Annotated in this window: 15 protein-coding genes and 1 other RNA gene; 14 read left to right on the top strand and 2 right to left on the bottom strand. The window is 69.9% G+C overall.

What is annotated here, in order from left to right:
- On the bottom strand, positions 1-1,098 hold the full coding sequence (locus ABD262_RS09055) for an ArsB/NhaD family transporter (RefSeq protein WP_344134303.1): 1,098 nt from the start codon (positions 1,096-1,098) through the stop codon (positions 1-3).
- Between the two features lie 94 nt (positions 1,099-1,192).
- Positions 1,193-1,942 (bottom strand): YaaA family protein, encoded by a 750-nt coding sequence (locus ABD262_RS09050; protein ID WP_344134301.1) that lies wholly within the window; start codon positions 1,940-1,942, stop codon positions 1,193-1,195.
- Between the two features lie 74 nt (positions 1,943-2,016).
- Between ABD262_RS09050 and ABD262_RS09045 the strand changes: the two genes are divergently transcribed.
- The 14 genes from ABD262_RS09045 (at position 2,017) to ABD262_RS08980 (ending at position 17,123) form a co-directional block, all read left to right on the top strand.
- Positions 2,017-3,465: an RNB domain-containing ribonuclease gene (locus ABD262_RS09045; RefSeq protein ID WP_344134298.1), complete on the top strand. Its 1,449-nt coding sequence runs from the start codon at positions 2,017-2,019 to the stop codon at positions 3,463-3,465.
- Between the two features lie 58 nt (positions 3,466-3,523).
- An RNA gene (gene rnpB / locus ABD262_RS09040) (RNase P RNA component class A) lies at positions 3,524-3,921 on the top strand.
- Positions 3,922-4,603: 682 nt separating this feature from the next.
- The gene (locus tag ABD262_RS09035) at positions 4,604-5,035 is read left to right on the top strand and encodes a DUF309 domain-containing protein (protein WP_344134295.1); all 432 of its coding nucleotides are present in this window, start codon (positions 4,604-4,606) and stop codon (positions 5,033-5,035) included.
- Between the two features lie 184 nt (positions 5,036-5,219).
- Positions 5,220-6,398 (top strand): sugar ABC transporter substrate-binding protein, encoded by a 1,179-nt coding sequence (locus ABD262_RS09030; RefSeq protein WP_344134293.1) that lies wholly within the window; start codon positions 5,220-5,222, stop codon positions 6,396-6,398.
- Entirely contained in the window at positions 6,399-7,955 is a 1,557-nt protein-coding gene (locus tag ABD262_RS09025; protein WP_344134290.1) for a sugar ABC transporter ATP-binding protein, read from the top strand.
- Entirely contained in the window at positions 7,952-8,932 is a 981-nt protein-coding gene (locus ABD262_RS09020; protein WP_344134288.1) for an ABC transporter permease, read from the top strand. Before ABD262_RS09025 ends, ABD262_RS09020 begins: the two co-directional genes overlap by 4 nt.
- 8 nt (positions 8,933-8,940) lie before the next feature.
- On the top strand, positions 8,941-9,822 hold the full coding sequence (locus ABD262_RS09015; protein ID WP_344134285.1) for an enoyl-CoA hydratase/isomerase family protein: 882 nt from the start codon (positions 8,941-8,943) through the stop codon (positions 9,820-9,822).
- Positions 9,809-11,047, top strand: a complete 1,239-nt coding sequence (locus ABD262_RS09010) for a CaiB/BaiF CoA transferase family protein (protein WP_344134282.1) — start codon at positions 9,809-9,811, stop codon at positions 11,045-11,047. The genes ABD262_RS09015 and ABD262_RS09010 overlap by 14 nt, the downstream gene beginning before the upstream one ends.
- A 28-nt stretch (positions 11,048-11,075) precedes the next feature.
- A complete protein-coding gene (locus ABD262_RS09005; protein WP_344134279.1) occupies positions 11,076-11,777 on the top strand; it encodes a GntR family transcriptional regulator in 702 nt (233 codons plus the stop codon).
- Entirely contained in the window at positions 11,774-13,183 is a 1,410-nt protein-coding gene (locus ABD262_RS09000) for an amidase (protein WP_344134276.1), read from the top strand. Before ABD262_RS09005 ends, ABD262_RS09000 begins: the two co-directional genes overlap by 4 nt.
- Before the next feature lie 16 nt (positions 13,184-13,199).
- Positions 13,200-14,294, top strand: coding sequence for a ring-opening amidohydrolase (locus ABD262_RS08995; RefSeq protein ID WP_344134274.1), 1,095 nt, complete (start codon positions 13,200-13,202; stop codon positions 14,292-14,294).
- On the top strand, positions 14,291-15,037 hold the full coding sequence (locus ABD262_RS08990) for a (Fe-S)-binding protein (protein WP_344134272.1): 747 nt from the start codon (positions 14,291-14,293) through the stop codon (positions 15,035-15,037). The genes ABD262_RS08995 and ABD262_RS08990 overlap by 4 nt, the downstream gene beginning before the upstream one ends.
- Complete coding sequence (locus tag ABD262_RS08985) at positions 15,034-16,503, top strand: LutB/LldF family L-lactate oxidation iron-sulfur protein (RefSeq protein ID WP_344134269.1); 1,470 nt, start codon at positions 15,034-15,036, stop codon at positions 16,501-16,503. The genes ABD262_RS08990 and ABD262_RS08985 overlap by 4 nt, the downstream gene beginning before the upstream one ends.
- A complete protein-coding gene (locus ABD262_RS08980; protein ID WP_344134266.1) occupies positions 16,503-17,123 on the top strand; it encodes a LutC/YkgG family protein in 621 nt (206 codons plus the stop codon). Before ABD262_RS08985 ends, ABD262_RS08980 begins: the two co-directional genes overlap by 1 nt.
- Positions 17,124-17,132: the final 9 nt, after the last annotated feature.

The raw sequence follows: 17,132 nt of genomic DNA, 5'->3' as shown, positions 1-17,132 counted from the left end.
TCAGGCCCGCAGGACCAGGGCGCCCAGCGCCAGGCCGCCGGCCACGACTGCGCACAGCAGGCCCTGGACGGCCAGCGAGCGCACCGGGATGCGGATGCCGCGCGTGCGGCAGCGCTGCGCCCAGAGCAGGGTGGCGAGCGAGGCCCACGGCGTCACCAGGGGTGCGACGTTGACCCCGATCAGCAGGGCCATCAGACGCTGTGGGGCATCGGCCGTGACGGCCTCGAGGGCGATGTAGGCGGGCAGGTTGTTGACGGCGTTCGCCGCCAGCGCGCCCGAGCCGGCCACCCGCGCCAGGGCGGCGGTCGACGTGCCGTCGCCGGCCAGCGAGGCGAGGGCGGGCTTGAGGCCCAGCTGCAGCGCTGCGTCGATGACGACGAAGAGCGCGGCCACCGCCAGCGCCATCTTCCACGGCACTGCCACCCGTCGCACGAGGCCACGGTCGCGCGTCCACGCCGTGCCGACGAGGACCGCTGCGGCCACTCCCGACACCCAGGCCGGTGGAAGACCCACCGCGAAGAGCGGACCCACGGCGACGCACACGGCCGCCGAGACCCTGAGCAGCACCTGGTCGTGCGGGTTGGGCGGAGCGTCGGGCAGGTAGCGACCCGCGAGCTCGCGGCGGTGCAGGACGTAGAGGACGAGGACCGTGCCGACGACGGCCGCCACCGCGGGAAGGACCGCGATCCGGACGTACCCGGCGTGGCCGACCCCGAGCAGCTCGAAGTGGTGCAGGGCAAGGAGGTTGGTGAGGTTGGACACCGGGAGGAGCAGGCTGGCCGTGTTGGCGAGCCACAGGGTCGTGAGGGCGAAGGGCACCGGCGAGATCTCGAGCTGCGCGGCGATCGCCAGCCCGACCGGGGTGAGCAGGACCGCGGTCGTGTCGAGGCTGAGGACGACGGTGCACGCGACGGCGACGAGCACGAACAGCAGCCACAGCACCGGTGTGCGGTGCCTCCCTGCCCGAGTCGCCCAGTGGCCCGCGACGTCGAACACGCCTGCTGCGTCGGCGATCTCGGCCACCACCGTGATCGCCAGAAAGAAGAGGAGGACCGGGAGCACCCGCAGGAGCACGTCACCCAGCTCGGCGGCGTTCACCGCGACGTACGCGGCAGCCGAGTCGACGGCGGCATGCGAGTCGACGGCGACATCCGTGTCGACCGCGACGTCCGCGTCGACCGGGGTGAGCTGCTCACGGGCGGGCGGTGGTGTCGATGACCCACGGCCGCCCGGCCCTGCTCGGCGCGGTGAGCTCGACGTCGAACGACTCCTTGAGCACCGCCGCGAGGTCGGGCACCCGCCGGACGTCGCGCCCCACCCGGCAGAGCTCGCGGGCCACCAGGCCCCTGGTGTGCTTGGCCATGTGGGTGGCGCCGGGGACCCTGACCTGCACCCAGCGGTCGGCGAGGTCGCCCGTGGGTGTCCACGCCGCGGCATACGTGCTGGAGCGGCAGTCGACCACGACGCCACGTCCGGCGACCTCGGGCAGGATCGCGGTCAGCTCGGGCTTCCAGGCGCTCGCGAGTGGTCCGACGCCTGGGAGGTTCACGGCCATCGAGAGGCGGTAGGGCGCGATCGCATCGGTGGGGCGGACGGCGCCGTAGAGGGCCGAGACGACGACGATCCACCGGTTGGCGCGACGCTTCGCGGCCGGGTCGAGGTCGGCGTAGCCCAGCGCGTCGTAGAGCACCCCGGAGTAGACCCGCGAGGCGGGCAGCGCGGGAGCCGTGTCGAGCACGAGGTTGCGGGCGATCTCGGTGGTGAGGTTGGCACTGACGCCCAGCGTGGCCGCCGCGTCGGGGTGCGCGCTGACCTTCGCGACGGCTTCGGCGACGGCTTGTCGGGTCGGTGCCAGCTCGGGGAAGGAGAGCCGCTCGGGGACCACCGGCCTGCCGCGGGTGCGCCCGGTCTTCGACTCCGAGGGCGGCAGCAGGATGAGCACACGGACAGCCTAGGACCCGCCGTGCCACCGTTCTCCGACGGTCCGGGAGGTGACGGTCTGGGTAGGTTGGGGCCATGCCCAAGCGCAGCATCAAGGTCCAGGCACCCACCCGCGAGCAGACGGCCGCGCAGTCGGCCGCGCTGGCCGCCAGGTTCGACGCCATCCGTGCCGAGCTCAAGGTCCCCGAGGCCTTCGCGCCCGAGGTGGAGGCGGAGGCGAAGCTGGCCGCCGACGCGCCCGAGCTGCCTCGACGCGACGAGACCGCCCTGCCCTTCCTCACCATCGACCCGCCGGGGTCGATGGACCTCGACCAGGCGCTGCACATCGAGCGCGCCGGCGCCGGCTACCGCGTCCGCTATGCCATTGCCGACGTGCCGGCCTTCGTGCGGGCAGGGGGAGCCGTGGACGCCGAGACCCGTCGCCGTGGGCAGACCGTCTACGCCCCCGACAAGCGCACCCCGCTGCACCCGCCGGTGCTGAGTGAGGACGCCGCCAGCCTCCTCGCCGGCCAGACGCGACCGGCGTTCGTCTGGGACATGACCCTGCAGGCCGACGGCGAGGGCACCGAGGTCACGGTCTACCGCGCGATGGTGCGCAGCACCGACCGGCTGGACTACGAGGGAGTGCAGAAGGCGATCGACGACGGCTCGGCCGACGAGCGGCTCCTGCTGCTCAAGGAGGTCGGGCTGAAGCGGATCGAGCTCGAGCGCCGCCGTGGTGGTGCGAGCCTGCCGATGCCCGAGCAGGAGGTCAACGAGGACGACCAGGGTCACTACCGGCTCTACTTCCGGCCACCGCTGGAGGTCGAGGACTGGAACGCCCAGATCTCGCTGATGACCGGCATGGCCGCCGCCGAGATGATGACCAAGGCCAAGGTCGGCATCCTGCGCACGATGCCGGCCCCCGACGACAACGCCGTCGGACGGTTCCGGCACGCGAGCCGGGCACTCGGGGTCGAGTGGCGAAAGGGCACGCCCTACGGCGAGTTCCTGCGCACCCTCGAACGCACCGACCCCAAGCACCTCGCGCTCATCCACGAGGCCACCTCGCTCTTTCGCGGTGCCGGTTACACGCCGTTCGACGGGGAGCTGCCCGAACAGACCGAGCACGCGGCCGTGGCTTCGTCCTATGCCCACGTCACCGCACCACTGCGCCGGCTGGTCGACCGGTTCGGGCTGGCGATCTGTGAGGCGCTCAGCTCCGGTGCCGAGGTGCCCGGGTGGGCCCGCGAGGCGCTGCCCTCGCTGCCCGAGGTGATGGCCGCGTCGGACAAGGTCGCCAACGGGGTGGAGCGGGCCTGCGCCGACGCCGTCGAGGCCGCCGCCCTCGAGGACCGGGTCGGCGAGGTCTTCGACGCGATGGTGGTCGACAAGCGCGAGAAGGGCGGCGCCGTCGTGCAGGTGCAGGACCCCGCCGTGCTGGCCAACGCGGATGGGCAGAACGAGCTCGGCACCGCCGTCAAGGTGAGGCTCACCGAGGCCACCGTCGCGACCGGCACCGTGCGCTTCGAGATCGTCCGCTAGGCCCCGGTATGCCGAGTGGCGGGCCACGCGGCATACCTGCCCTATCCTTGGCGACGGATGAGTCGGTCAGGCGGTCGCGTCGGTGAGCAATCACCGCCGAGGAACGTCCGGGCTCCGAAGGGCAAGGTGGTGGCTAACGGCCACCCGGGGTGACCCGCGGGACAGTGCCACAGAGAACAGACCGCCACGGTGGACCACCCGGCCTCGGCCGGGCAGGCACCGCGGTAAGGGTGAAACGGTGGTGTAAGAGACCACCAGCGGGCCAGGTGACTGGTCCGGCTAGGTAAACCCCACCTGGAGCAAGCTCAGACAGTGCACGTTCGAGGGCTGCCCGCCCGAGTGCACGGGTAGGGCGCTGGAGGCAGTCGGCAACGGCTGTCCTAGATGGATGACCGTCTCCCGCTGGCCGGCAACGACCAGCGGTGACAGAACCCGGCGTATCGACCGACTCATCCACCTGAAGCCGTGTGACCCGCGGCGCTGCCCGCCGCAACCTCATGGGTCCTCGGGGGTGCCTGCAGGATCTCCAGGACAGATCCACGGCTGGACCCGATCTGGCGCGCACGACCCCCAGAAGGAGCTGCTTGACCTGCGGGTTCTGGTGGGTCTGGTCGCGTTCCCCCTGCAAGCAACCAGACCCACCAAAGCCCTGCCCCTCCTTGCCGGAATCGACCTCCCCCGAGGTTGTTCCGGCCCCAGGTGGAACGTTAGGGCTTGGTCAAGAAGGAGTCACCACTTGGTATGGGAGCCGTCTTGTCAGATCCGCCTCTGTCACGGTTTGCCCCGGAATGGACTGGCCGTTCGGCTGAGGCTGCCTCAGCCGAACGGTGGACCCGGTCGCTGGCCGGGAGATGGCGAGGAGTCGGCGCACCTGGACGAGGACCGCGGGGGGTCGCCGGTCTGGTCCTGCGGGGTACTGTCGTCACACCGCGGTGGGGGCCTGCACCCCTGCTTGCCCGCGCCGCGTAGCCGCCCCGCCCATCCCCCTGTAGGGCGGGGCGGCGCCCCCAAGGAGCAGCACCCGCGTCCCACGTTGTGCCAGGGGCGCTGTCTTGACGTCGAGGGGTGTGAGGCTTGACGTCGAGGGGTGTCCGGCCGAGTGCGTCCGGCCCGACGATGACGCTGGGAGACTGGTCGCATGACGGACTCTGATCGTGACCGGGACACCGCAGGCCGAGCCCGCCAGGCCAGGCCCCGCGACGCCCTGGGCCGACCCCTGCCCTACGGCGCTGAGGGTGTCGAGCCCGTCTCGGAGGAACCGCTGCCACCCGAGGAAACCCTTGCCGCGGCTCGTGAGCTGGTGGGGGCAGGGCGTCCCTTCTCCGCCCACGAGGTGCTGGAGGCCCGGTGGAAGGCCGCGCCGGTCGAGGAACGCGACCTGTGGCAGGGACTGGCGCAGGTCTGTGTCGCCATGACCCACGCGGCCCGCGGCAACCAGGTCGGGGCCGATCGACTCTTCGAGCGGGCTGCGGGGCGGTTGACCGCCTTTGCTGCCACTGGACGCGAGGCCTACGGAGTCGACCTGGACGCGGTGGTCGCCGCGGCGCGAGGTCATGTCGGAAGGCTTTGACGAGCGAGAGCCTCTGCGTTGGCGCCCTCCCGCCGACCGGATGCGCAGGTCCAAGGCGGGTCTCCGCCATCGCGCAGATTGTCGCTTGAATATTGTAGACAATCGCTGCCAAGTGACTCTACGGTGATGCCACCACGCGGTGAGCAACGGTGCTCGCCGCCCTCGGAGTCAATGGAGGACCGCTATGCGGCGAAACTTCGGAGCCATCGGACTGACCGCCTCGCTGGCGGTCGTCGGGGCACTGGGCCTGGCAGGTTGTTCTGAGGGCACGAGCCCGACCGGCGCCAACGCCAACGGCTCGGGGGCCGCCGTCGACACCTCTGCCGCCAAGGCGGAGATCGAGAAGGCCAAGGCGCTGCCGTCGTTCACGGCACCCGGCCCTGCCTTCGACGCGTCGAAGGCCAAGGGCAAGACGATCGTCAACGTCAGCCTGAACAGCACGGTCCCGTTCAACCAGATCGTCGACGCGGCGATGGGCGAGGCGGGCAAGGAGGCCGGCGTCAAGGTCGTCCAGTTCACGAACCAGGGCCAGGTCTCACAGTGGATCCAGGGCGTCCAGAGCGGCATCGCCCAGAAGGCCGACGCCATCGTGCTCGAGGGCTCGCCCGATCCCAAGCTGCTCGGCCCCCAGCTTGCCGCGGCGAAGGCTGCGGGCATCCCGGTCATCAGCACCCACCTGTACGACGAGTCCTACGTCGAGACCGCGAAGAAGGAGCAGCCGAACGTGGCTGCGTTCGTCGACGCACACCACTACCGCGCCGGAACTCTTCTGGCCGACTACGCCATCGTCCACACGGGTGGTCGCGTCAACGCATACTTCGTGACCTCGAACGAGGTCCAGCCGGCAGCCGGGATCGCCAAGGCGTTCAAGGACGAGCTCGCCGCCAAGTGTCCCGACACCTGCAAGGCGCAGGTCGTGAACATCCCCATCTCCGACTGGGCGACCAAGGTCCCCACGCAGGTCCAGACTGCCCTCCTCAAGGATCCCGCCATCAACATCGTGGTCCCGGTCTTCGACGGCATGACGCCGTTCCTCACCACCGGGATCACCCAGGCCGGCAAGACGGGGAGCGTCAACATCGTCGCCTACAACGGCACGGCCTCGGTCATGAAGATGATCCAGGACAAGAACCTCGTCGTGGCCGAGGTCGGCGAGCCGCTGGAATGGCTCGGTTGGGCGAACATGGACCAGGTGCTCCGGGTGCTGGCGGGCGCCGAGCCGCTTGCCAGTGAGAAGACCCCGCTGCGCGTGTTTGACGCGAGCAACGTCGACGAGGCCGGCAAGCCCGTCAACCAGAAGGACGGGTATGGCGACCCCAACCAGTTCAAGGACGGGTACCGCACCCTGTGGGGACTCAAGTAGATGCCTGACGTCCTCGAGATCGAAGGTCTCGCCAAGACGTTCGGTGGGGTCAAGGCCCTGCAGGGCGTGGACCTCACCGTGCGGGCCGGCGAGATCCACGGCCTGCTCGGACAGAACGGATCGGGCAAGTCCACGCTGATCAAGGTGCTCGCCGGGTTCCACCAGCCGGACCCCGGCGGGCAGCTGAGGATCAACGGCAAGGCGGTGTCCCTGCCCCTGGCTCCGGGCGAGTACAAGGCGCTGGGCATGCGGTTCGTGCACCAGGACCTGGGGCTCATCCCGTCCCTGACGGTCCTGGAGAACCTGTACCTGGACGAGCTGGCGACCGAGGCGTCCGTGTCCATCCCGTGGAAGCAGTGGCGTGCCAAGGCCCGCGAGCTCTTCGACCGGTATGGCGTGAGCCTCTCGACGTCGAAGCTCGTCAGCGACCTGCGTCCCGTCGAACGGGCACTGTTGGCGATCGTCCGGGCCGTCGCGAATGCTCCGAGCAATGGCCTGCTCGTGCTGGACGAGCCGACGGTGTTCCTGCCCCAGGACGACACGCAGATGCTCTTCGACGTGACCCGCAACGTCGCGGCCACGGGGACGGGTGTGCTGTTCGTGTCGCACGACCTCGAGGAGGTCAAGCAGCTCACCGACCGCTTCACCGTCTTCCGTGACGGTCGCGTCGTGGGTGGGGGCGCGACCGCGGACCACACCCGTGACGAGATCGTGCGCCTCATCGTGGGACACGACCTCGAGGCTGTCAGCCACCGCAGCGCGGCGCAGCTCGCGGCATCAGCAGTCGCGGCGACGGTGACCGGTGCTCGCGGTGGCCTGGTCGCCGAGGCGTCGCTCGTCGTCCATCGCGGCGAGGTGCTGGGCGTGACCGGACTGTCGGGGTCGGGCTTCGAGGACCTGCCCTACCTCATGTTCGGCGCTCAGCGGGCCGATTCAGGTCGCATCGAGATCGGTTCTGCAGCAACGGATCTGAAGCGACTCAACCCGACCAAGGCGTTCAACCAGGGTTTGGCGCTCGTGCCCGCGGATCGACCGCGCGACGGGGCGATCCTGACCCTGTCCGTGCTCGACAACGTCAGCATGCAGACCCTCAGGACGTACCAGCAGGGACCGTTCCTGCGCCGCAAGAAGATGCGCGAGGAGGCTCGGAAGGTGTTGTCGTCGTTCGACGTGCGACCCAACGACCCTTCCCTTCCGTGCTCGAGCCTGTCCGGTGGGAACCAGCAGAAGGTCCTGATGGCCAAGTGGCTTCAGACTCGCCCCACCGTCCTCATGGTCCATGAACCCACGCAGGGCGTCGACGTCGGCGCCCGCGAAGAGATCTTCTCAGTGTTGCGGTCAGCGACCGCAGAAGGGATGGGCGTGCTATGCGCCAGCAGCGATCACGAACAGTTGGCCTTGATCTGCGACCGGGTCCTGATCTTTCGGCAGGGCCGCATCGTGGCGGAGCTGACGGGGAGCCAGATCAGCAAGGAGCGGATCTCGGAGCTCTCGTACGCGGTGCCGGAAGCGGAGCCGGAGACGTCTCCGCGACCGGAGAGGGAGGTAGCGTCGTGAGCTCCACCAAGACCAAGGGCGTCAACCGTCTGGACCTCGTGCAGCGGGTTGCTCTTCCCGTCGCCTGGCTCCTGCTCATCGTGGGCTTCGGCATCGCCAACCCCGGCGTCTTCCTCACCGCGGCGACCTTCCAGACCATGCTCGGCTCGCAGGCCGTGCTCCTGGTCCTGACCCTCGCCCTCATCGTCCCCCTGACGGCAGGCGACTACGACCTGTCGGTGGCGGGCGTGCTGACGCTGTCGGCCATGATGGTCGCGATCCTTAACGTGCAGCACGGCTGGCCGATCTGGGCCGCTATCGTCGCCGCGCTCGTCATGGGGCTCGTGGTCGGGCTGGTCAATGGGCTGATCATGGTCTTCTTCGGCATCGAGTCACTGATCGTGACCCTGGGCATGGGCACGCTCCTCACCGGGATCACCCTGTGGGCCAGCGACTCCGCCACGATCTCCGGCATCTCGCAGACCCTGGTCGACTACGTGATCGTCAAGCGTTTCGCCGGGATCTCCCTGGCCTTCTTCTACGCCATCGCCTTGTGCGCCCTGCTCTGGTGGGTCCTCGAGTACACCTCCGTCGGACGGCGCCTGCTGTTCGTGGGCCGCGGACGGAGCGTCTCGAAGCTCAGCGGTGTCCGCGTGGGTCGGGTGCGCATCGGTGCCCTGATGGGCTCAGCCACACTGGCCGCGCTGGCGGGGGTCCTGTATGCCGGCACCTCCGGCGGTGCGGACCCCAGTTCCGGCTCGACCCTCCTGCTGCCTGCCTTCGCGGCGGCCTTCCTCGGAGCGACGAGCATCATGCCCGGGCGGTTCAACCCGTGGGGCACGGCGATCGCGGTGTACTTCCTCGTCACCGGGATCACCGGGCTCCAGCTCATGGGCGTGCAGTCCTACGTGCAGCAGCTCTTCTACGGCGGTGCCCTGCTCGTCGCGGTCGCACTCTCGCAGCTGGCCCGCGGCCGCGTGCCGCTGGACAACGGGTGATGGCCACCATGACAGAGCTCCCAACGCTGCACGACGTCCTCGCGAAGGAGGCTTGCGACGAGTCGGTCGAGGGCATGATCGGGCTCGAGCTCGCTCACGTCGGTGCCAAGCGCACGGCGGCGGTGGTCACCCTCAGCCGACCTGCGCAGCACAACGCGCTCAGCCTGGCCGGCTGGCTCCGGATCGGCGAGGTCTTCACGGAGCTTGCGGACCACACGTCGCTGCGGGCCGTGGTCGTCCGCGGTGCCGGCGGCCGGGCCTTCAGCGCCGGCGCCGACATCAGTGAGTTCCCTGTCGAGCGGCTCACGGCGAAAGCCGCCGACACCTACAACGGCACCATCGCTGCTGCTCTGCAGGCGGTCCAGGCCCTCCCCGTCCCGGTCATCGCGATGGTCGACGGACTCGCGGTTGGCGGCGGGTGCGAGCTGGCGGCAGCCTGCGACATCCGGATCGCTTCGTCGAGGTCGCGGTTCGGCATCCCGATCGGACGCCTGGGCGTCACGCTCGGCCTCACCGAGACGCGGGCAGTTGCCACGGCCCTCGGCCGCTCCAACCTCCTCTACCTCGTGGCCAGTGGCAGGCTCGTCGACGCCACCACGGCCGCCTCGATGGGTTTCGTGCAACAGGTGGTCGCACCCGAGTCCCTGCAGGGCGAGGTGGAGGCCCTCGTGGCGAACATCGCGGCCAGCTCCGAGGTCACCATCCGCTCCACCAAGGTGACGGCAGCCCTTGGCCTCGACCCGGCCGTCACCGACGACCACCCAACGCTCCGCGCCTTCCACGAGCAGGCCTACGACGGAGCAGACCTGAAGGAGGGCGTCGCGGCATTCCTCGCGGGCCGCTCTCCCGACTTCACCACCGAGAGGACCTCTGGACATGGCAGCGCTTGACGGACTGAAGGTCGTCGACCTGACCCGCTATCTCTCAGGGCCCACCCTCACGATGTTGCTCGCCGACCTGGGGGCCGACGTGGTCAAGGTCGAGACGCTCCCGACGGGGGACCCGGCACGGCAGTCGGGACCGTTTCACGACGAGGAGAGCGTCTACTACCTGGCGTCCAACCGGAACAAGCGATCCCTGGCGGTCGACCTGCGCCAGCCGGAGGGCCTCGAGCTTCTGCTTCGGCTCGTCGACGACGCGGATGTCTTCGTCCAGAACTACCGCCCCGGCACCGCTGAGGCGATGGGCCTGGGAGCGGAGACGCTGCGGGCCCGCAACCCGAAGCTCATCTACGTCAACATCAGCGGGTTCGGCACGCGTCCCCCCGGCGATGCCCTTCCTGGCTTCGACCAGACCGCACAGGCCATGTCCGGCCTGATGAGTGTCACGGGCACTGAGGAGACGGGAGCCCTGCGGGTCGGTATCGCCGTCAGCGACTCCTCGACCGGCGTGTTCGCCGCCGTCGGCGTCCTCGCCGCCCTCCACGAGCGTGACCGGTCCGGCCACGGCGCGGTGGTGGAGGCCTCGCTCATGGAGTCGACCCTCACGCTGATGTCCTACCAGGCGCAGAAGTACCTCAGTCTCGGGATCGTGCCCGGGCGCGACGGCAACGACCACCCGATCATGTTCCCCCAGGGGACGTTCAAGACCGGGGAAGGCTCCATCACGCTGGCCTCCGGGAACGAGAAGATGTGGCGTCGCCTGTGCTCGGTCCTCGGCCTCGACGAGCTCGCCGAGGACCCGCGCTACGTCGACAACGCAGCGCGCATGGTGAACCGCGGGCAGCTGCGGCACTCGATCGAGGAGGTGCTCGCCGCGAGGTCCGCAGAGGAGTGGATCCCGGAGATCAACGCGGCCGGGGTCCCGTGCGGCCCGGTCCTCGACCTCGCCCAGGCGCTGAACCACCCCATCACCGAGGCGCTGGACATGGTCCAGACCATCGAGCACCGCGAGCTGGGACCGATGAAGGTGCTTGGCCAGGCGGTCAAGGTCGAAGGCAGCGAGAAGGGCTGGCTGCGCCGTCCCGCCCCGATGCTGGGGGAGCACTCCATCGAGGTCGCCCGCGAGTCAGGTATGGGCGAGGACGTGATCCAGGAGCTCCTGGCGGCTCGGGTGATCGCCGACCTGCAGCACGTCCACCACGACCCGGGCTCGACAATCGATGCTGCACAATGAGCCGCACCGGGGCTACAGGGAGGACACCATGATGGCGGCTGAGGATTATCGGACCGAGCAGGGCAAGGTCGAGATCCCCTCGATGGTCGAGGCCGTCGTCCAGCGCCTGCGCGCGCTGATCGTCTCCGGTGACGTGCGGCCAGGCGATCGTCTGGTCGAGGAGCGGCTGACCGAGATGTTCGGCGTGAGCCGGCCGCCGCTGCGTGAGGCGCTGCGCATCCTGCAGCGCGACGGTCTCGTCCAGAGCCTGCCCCGTCGCGGTTACATCGTTGTCCCCATCAGCGCCGAGGACGTCCGCGAGATCTATTCGTTGCGCTTCGCCCTCGAGAGGCTCGCGATCGAGCTCGGAGTCCCCGTGCAGGACCCAGCGCGCCTGGAGCCCATGAGGGTGGCCCTCGCCGACATGAAGGCTGCGGCCGACAGTGGCGACGACAACGCGGTCCTCGCCGCGAACAGCAGGTTTCACATGGGGTTGGTGTCCTTGGCAGGCCACGGGCGCCTCGTCGCGGCCTACGAGGGACTCCGGCTCCAGCTGGAGCTGTGCATGGCCTACAACCTCAAGTTCCGTGAGCGCCTCTACGGCGACCGGGGCGATGTGCACCCGCGCCACGCGCGCTTGCTCGACAGCATCGAGCGGGGGGACAAGGACGCGGTCCTGCACGAGATCGCCAACCACGGCAACCGGTCCATCCTCGACAACCTCGACGAGTTGATCGGGACGGCCACGTGAGCGCGGCGGCCTCCATCGTCGACTCCGCGGCCGAGATCCGCGCCGGCTCGGTCGAAGCGGACCACCTGGTGCGCGCTGCGGTGGCCCGGATCGCACAGGACAACCCACGGCTGAACGCCGTCGTCGCCGACCGCTCGGAGCAGGCCGTCGAGGAGGCCACAGCGTTGCCCTCCTCCGTGCGCTGGGGCGGGGTGCTTGCGGGAATCCCGTTTACTGCCAAGGACATGCTCGCCACGCAGGACCTCCCCACGACGTGCGGGTCCCGTGCGCTCGAGGGCCACCTGACCGGCGCCGACGCGACCCCCGTCGCTCGGATGCGGGCGGCCGGTGCTGTCCTGGTGGGCAAGACCAACTGCCCCGAGTTCGCCCTCGGCGTCGACACGGACAACGACCTGTTCGGTCCCACTCGAAACCCGTTGGGGCCGTGGACGGCCGGCGGTTCGAGCGGTGGGGAGGCTGCCGCCGTGGCATCGGGGATGTCGATGGTCGGTCTCGGCAGTGACTATGGCGGGTCGCTGCGCTGGCCCGCCCAGTGCACCGGACTGATCGGCTTGCGGCCCACGGTGGGCAGGGTCTCGCGGCACGGCGAACAACCGACGCCCCTGGACGAGTCCGCCCGTTCGTTCCAGGACTCGGTGCAGGTCGTCGGCCCCATCGGCCGCACGGTCCACGACGTGTTCACCGTGCTGCAGGTCATCTCGGGCCCCGACGGCCTCGACCCGCTCGTTGCTGACGAGCCGCTCCACGACTACCGCGACGTGCGGGTCGAACAGCTCGAGGTGGCCTGGGCCCGGACGGTCGTCGGCGTGACGGTCGACGCGGAGGTGGCGGAGGCCGTGGCCACCGCCGCCGAGAGCCTCGCCCGCTCAGGGGCGCGAGTCACCGATGGAGTGCCCTCCGAGGTCGGCCGCGGGCTGACCGTCTACGACCGCCTCCGGTCTGCGGAGCCCATGACCGCCATCCAGGGTCTGTATGATGCCGACCCCGACCTCATCGGCGCGCCCATCAAGGAAATGCTGCGTGCCCGGGTCCAGCTCACGCACGGCGAGCTCGCCGACCTGTGGGACGAGCGCGATGCCCTCATCGAGGGTTTGGGCCGGTGGCTGCACGGTGACCGTGCGCTGCTGCTGCCCGTCAGCACGGAGGCACCCCACGACCTCACCGGCCGGGTCGCCGACTTCCCCCTGCTCGCCCCCAGTCGGGCGATCAGCCTGTTCGGGGTTCCAGCCGTGTCAGTTCCCGTGGCCACCTCCCGCCTGGGGTCGCCCATCTCCGTCCAGGTCGTGGCTCCGGCCTTCCGCGAGGACATCGCCCTGGCGGTCTGCGAACGCCTGAGCGAGCTGCGCCCCCGCGTGGGTCGCGACATCGTCGGTGAGGACGTGGGGCAGGTGCTCGATGCACGTTGACGTCCAGGTCTGTCAGATGCGCTCGCCCGGAGACGTCTCGGAGCTCGCGCGCCTCTTCGACGAGGGCATCGTGGCGCCCGAGAACGTCATCGCACTCGTCGGTAAGTCGGAGGGCACCGGGCTCGGTAAGGACACCGGCCGCGAGGCAGCTGACCGTGCCATCAAGGAGCTCGTGGCTGCACGCCTCGGCACGACCGCGACCGACGTCGGTGACCGCCTCTGCATCGTGCTCTCGGGTGGGAGCCCGGGCGTCATCACCCCCCACGTCGCCGTCTTCACCCGCACTGACGACGCTGGCGAGCCGGCCGTCGGCGAGCCTCGACTCGTGGCCGGCCTGGCCCACTCCGCCGACATCCTCCCCGAGGAGATCGGGCGGATGGGGCAGATCACCAAGGTGCGTGCAGCCGTCGAGCGGGCCCTGGCGGATGCCGGGGTGCAGGACCCGGCCGACGTTCACGCCGTCCTCGTGAAGGCTCCGTCCCTGAGCCCGGAGAGCATCGCCGACGCGAGACGACGCGGCCACGACACGGTGACCCACGACGTGTCCATCGGGCCCGAGGGTGCCATCTGCTACTCGAACGACGCCTCCGCACTGGGGGTCGCCCTCGCGCTCGGCGAGGCGGCCGACGACGACGTCCACGACACCATGGTCCGCCGCGACTACTCGGTCTTCTCCGACGTCGCCCTCACGTCCTCCGGTGGGGAGAAGACGCACGCGGAGGTTCTGCTGCTCGGCAACTCCACCACGTCCTCGAGCGCCCTGCGCATCGGCCACCGGTCGATGCGCAGCATCATCGACGGCTCGGCGGTGGCAGGGGCCTTGGAGTCGGCCGGTGTCGAGGTCGTGGGGGGCGACACGCTCGCCGCGTCCGAGAGCCTCGTCTATGCGCTCGCCAAGATGATCATGCCTGGCACGAGCGAGCTGAACGGGCGACGCATCACCCTGCTCGAGGACCAGGTGGGCTATCACGTCGCCAAGGCGATGGGTGGGTTCCTGCTCGCGTCGACGACAGGACTCACCGAGGTCTTCGTCAGCGGGGGAGAACAGAACTCGCATCAGGGCCCGCCGGACGGCAACCCCCTCGCGGTCATCGTCAGGCCAGCGTCATGAGGGTCGCCCTGTTCGTGACCTGCTTGGCCGACGGGCTCTTCCCGGAGGTCGGCCGGGCGACGGTGGCGGTACTCGAGCGCCTCGGCCACGAAGTGGTCTTCCCGAAGTCGCAGACGTGCTGCGGCCAGATGCACACCAACACGGGTTACGGACGCAAGGCGGTGCCCTTGGTCCGCCACCACGTGGAGACGTTCGAGGAGTATGACGCGATCGTCGCCCCCTCGGGGTCGTGTGTGGGCGCGGTGCGCCACCAGCACGCGATGCTCGCGCGCAAGGCTGGCGACCACGACCTCGCCAACCGTGCGGAGCGCGTGGCAACCCACACCTTCGAGCTGTCCGAGTTCCTCGTGGACGTCCTCGGGGTCGAGGACGTCGGGGCGCACTACCCGCACCGCGTGACGTACCACCCGACCTGTCACTCACTGAGGATGCTGCGCGTCGAGGACAAGCCCCTGCGGCTGCTGCGTGCCGTCAGGGGACTCGACCTGGTCGAGCTCCCCGATGCTGACCAGTGCTGCGGGTTCGGCGGCACCTTCGCGGTGAAGAACTCGGACACGTCCACCGCCATGCTCGCCGACAAGATGAAGAACGTGATGGCAACCAAGGCCGAGGCGGTCACCGCCGGCGACTCGTCGTGCCTGATGCACATCGGCGGCGGACTGTCGCGGTTGCGGGTCGGGACCCGTGCCGTGCACCTGGCCGAGATCCTCGCGTCGACCGAGACCTCGGGGGTCATGCGATGAGCACCTTCCTGGGCATGCCCGCCCAGCACGCGCCCAGGGGTGTCGGAGGCTTGCGTGGCGACGAGTCCTTTCCCCAGGCTGCCAAGGCTGCGCTGGGTGACACCCAGCTGCGAGCCAACATCGGACGGGCGACTCGCACGATCCGCGAGAAGCGCGCGGCCGTGGTCGACGAGGTGCCCGACTGGGAGGAGCTCCGCCTGGCTGGCGAGCAGCTCAAGGCCGCCACCATGGCCAACCTCGACGAGCACCTGCGCACCCTCGAGGAGGCGGTCACGCGTCAGGGTGGCGTAGTGCACTGGGCCCGGGATGCCAACGAGGCCAATGCGATCATCGCCGACCTCATCCTTGCGACAGGGGAGCGCGAGGTGGTCAAGGTCAAGTCGATGGTCACCCAGGAGATCGGCCTCAACGAGGCGCTGGAGGCCCATGGGATCACGGCCACCGAGACCGACCTGGCCGAGCTGATCGTCCAGCTCGGCCATGACAAGCCCTCCCACATCCTCGTCCCGGCGATCCATCGCAATCGGGCCGAGGTGCGCGAGATCTTCCTGCGCGAGATGCCCGGCGTATCGGCTGACCTGACCGACGACCCGCGCGAGCTGGCGATGGCGGCTCGCACCCACCTGAGGCAGAAGTTCCTGACCGCCAAGGTCGCCGTGAGCGGGGCCAACTTTGCGGTCGCCGACTCGGGGACGCTCCTGGTGGTGGAGTCCGAGGGGAACGGCCGGATGTGCCTCACCCTGCCAGAGACCCTGATCACCGTGATGGGCATCGAGAAGGTGGTCCCGACCTGGCAGGACCTCGAGGTGTTCCTCCAGCTGCTGCCCCGGTCGTCGACGGGAGAGCGGATGAACCCCTACACCTCGGCCTGGACCGGGGTCACTCCCGGCGACGGGCCGCAGGCGTTCCACCTCGTGCTGCTCGACAACGGGCGGACCGCGACGCTGGGCGACCACGTCGGCCGCTCGGTGCTGCACTGCATCAAGTGCAGTGCGTGCATGAACGTGTGCCCCGTCTACGAACGCACCGGCGGCCACGCCTACGGGTCCGTCTACCCCGGCCCGATCGGTGCGGTGCTCACCCCTCAGCTGACGGGCATCGAGGACAACGCCTCCCTGCCCTTCGCGTCGTCGCTGTGCGGCGCTTGCTTCGACGCGTGCCCGGTGCGGATCGACATCCCGTCCCTCCTCGTCCACCTGCGGGAGCGTCACACCGAGGAGCAGGCCAGGGAGCGTCGTCTGCCGACGGCCGAGGCTGCGGCGCTGGCGCTCGTGGCGTGGGTCATGCGCAGCCCTGGTCGCTTCCGCGCGGCGGAGACGGCCTCGCGCGTGGTGCGCCCGTTCGCACGACGCGGGCGCTTCAGGTCCCTGCCGTTCCCGCTCTCGGCCTGGACCACCAGCAGGGACGCTCCGGCGCCCCCGCCGGAGACGTTCCGCGAGTGGTGGGAAAGGACCAGGGAGGACTGATGGGCGCTCGCGAAGACATCCTCCAGCGCATCAGGGAGGCCAACGAAGGCATCGAGGTCCTTCCGGTCCAGCGTGACTACAGACGCGGGTCCGCTCCTACTTCCGTCGCCGCAGGCGCCCTGGTCGACCTCCTCGAGGATCGGCTGGTCGACTACCGCGCCACCGTGGTGCGCTGCCGACCGGACGCGCTGGCCGACTCAGTGCGCGGGCTCCTGGCCGCAGCCTCTCCCGTGCTGCGTGCCCCGGGAGTGCCGCAGGAATGGTGCCCGGGTGCCGAGCCCGACCACGAGGGCCTCGGGGCACAAGAGCTCGACAGGTATGCCGCGGTGCTCACCGCCGCGACGGTGGCGTGTGCCGAGACCGGCACCATCGCCCTCGACGCGTCACCGGACCAAGGGCGTCGCGCGATCACGCTCATCCCTGATCTCCACGTGTGTGTCGTGCGCACCGACCAGGTCGTGGCCTCCGTCCCCGAGATGTTGTCGCGGTTGGCGGGCGAACGGCCGATCACCTTCATCAGCGGCCCGTCAGCGACGAGCGACATCGAGCTCGACCGCGTCGAGGGCGTGCACGGGCCGCGCACCTTGTGCGTCGTGCTCGTGGAAACCGACCAGACCTGAGACGGGGCG

Source organism: Pedococcus bigeumensis (assembly GCF_039531795.1).
GTDB lineage: Bacteria > Actinomycetota > Actinomycetes > Actinomycetales > Dermatophilaceae > Pedococcus > Pedococcus bigeumensis.
This window is presented reverse-complemented; position numbering and strand designations above follow the sequence as displayed.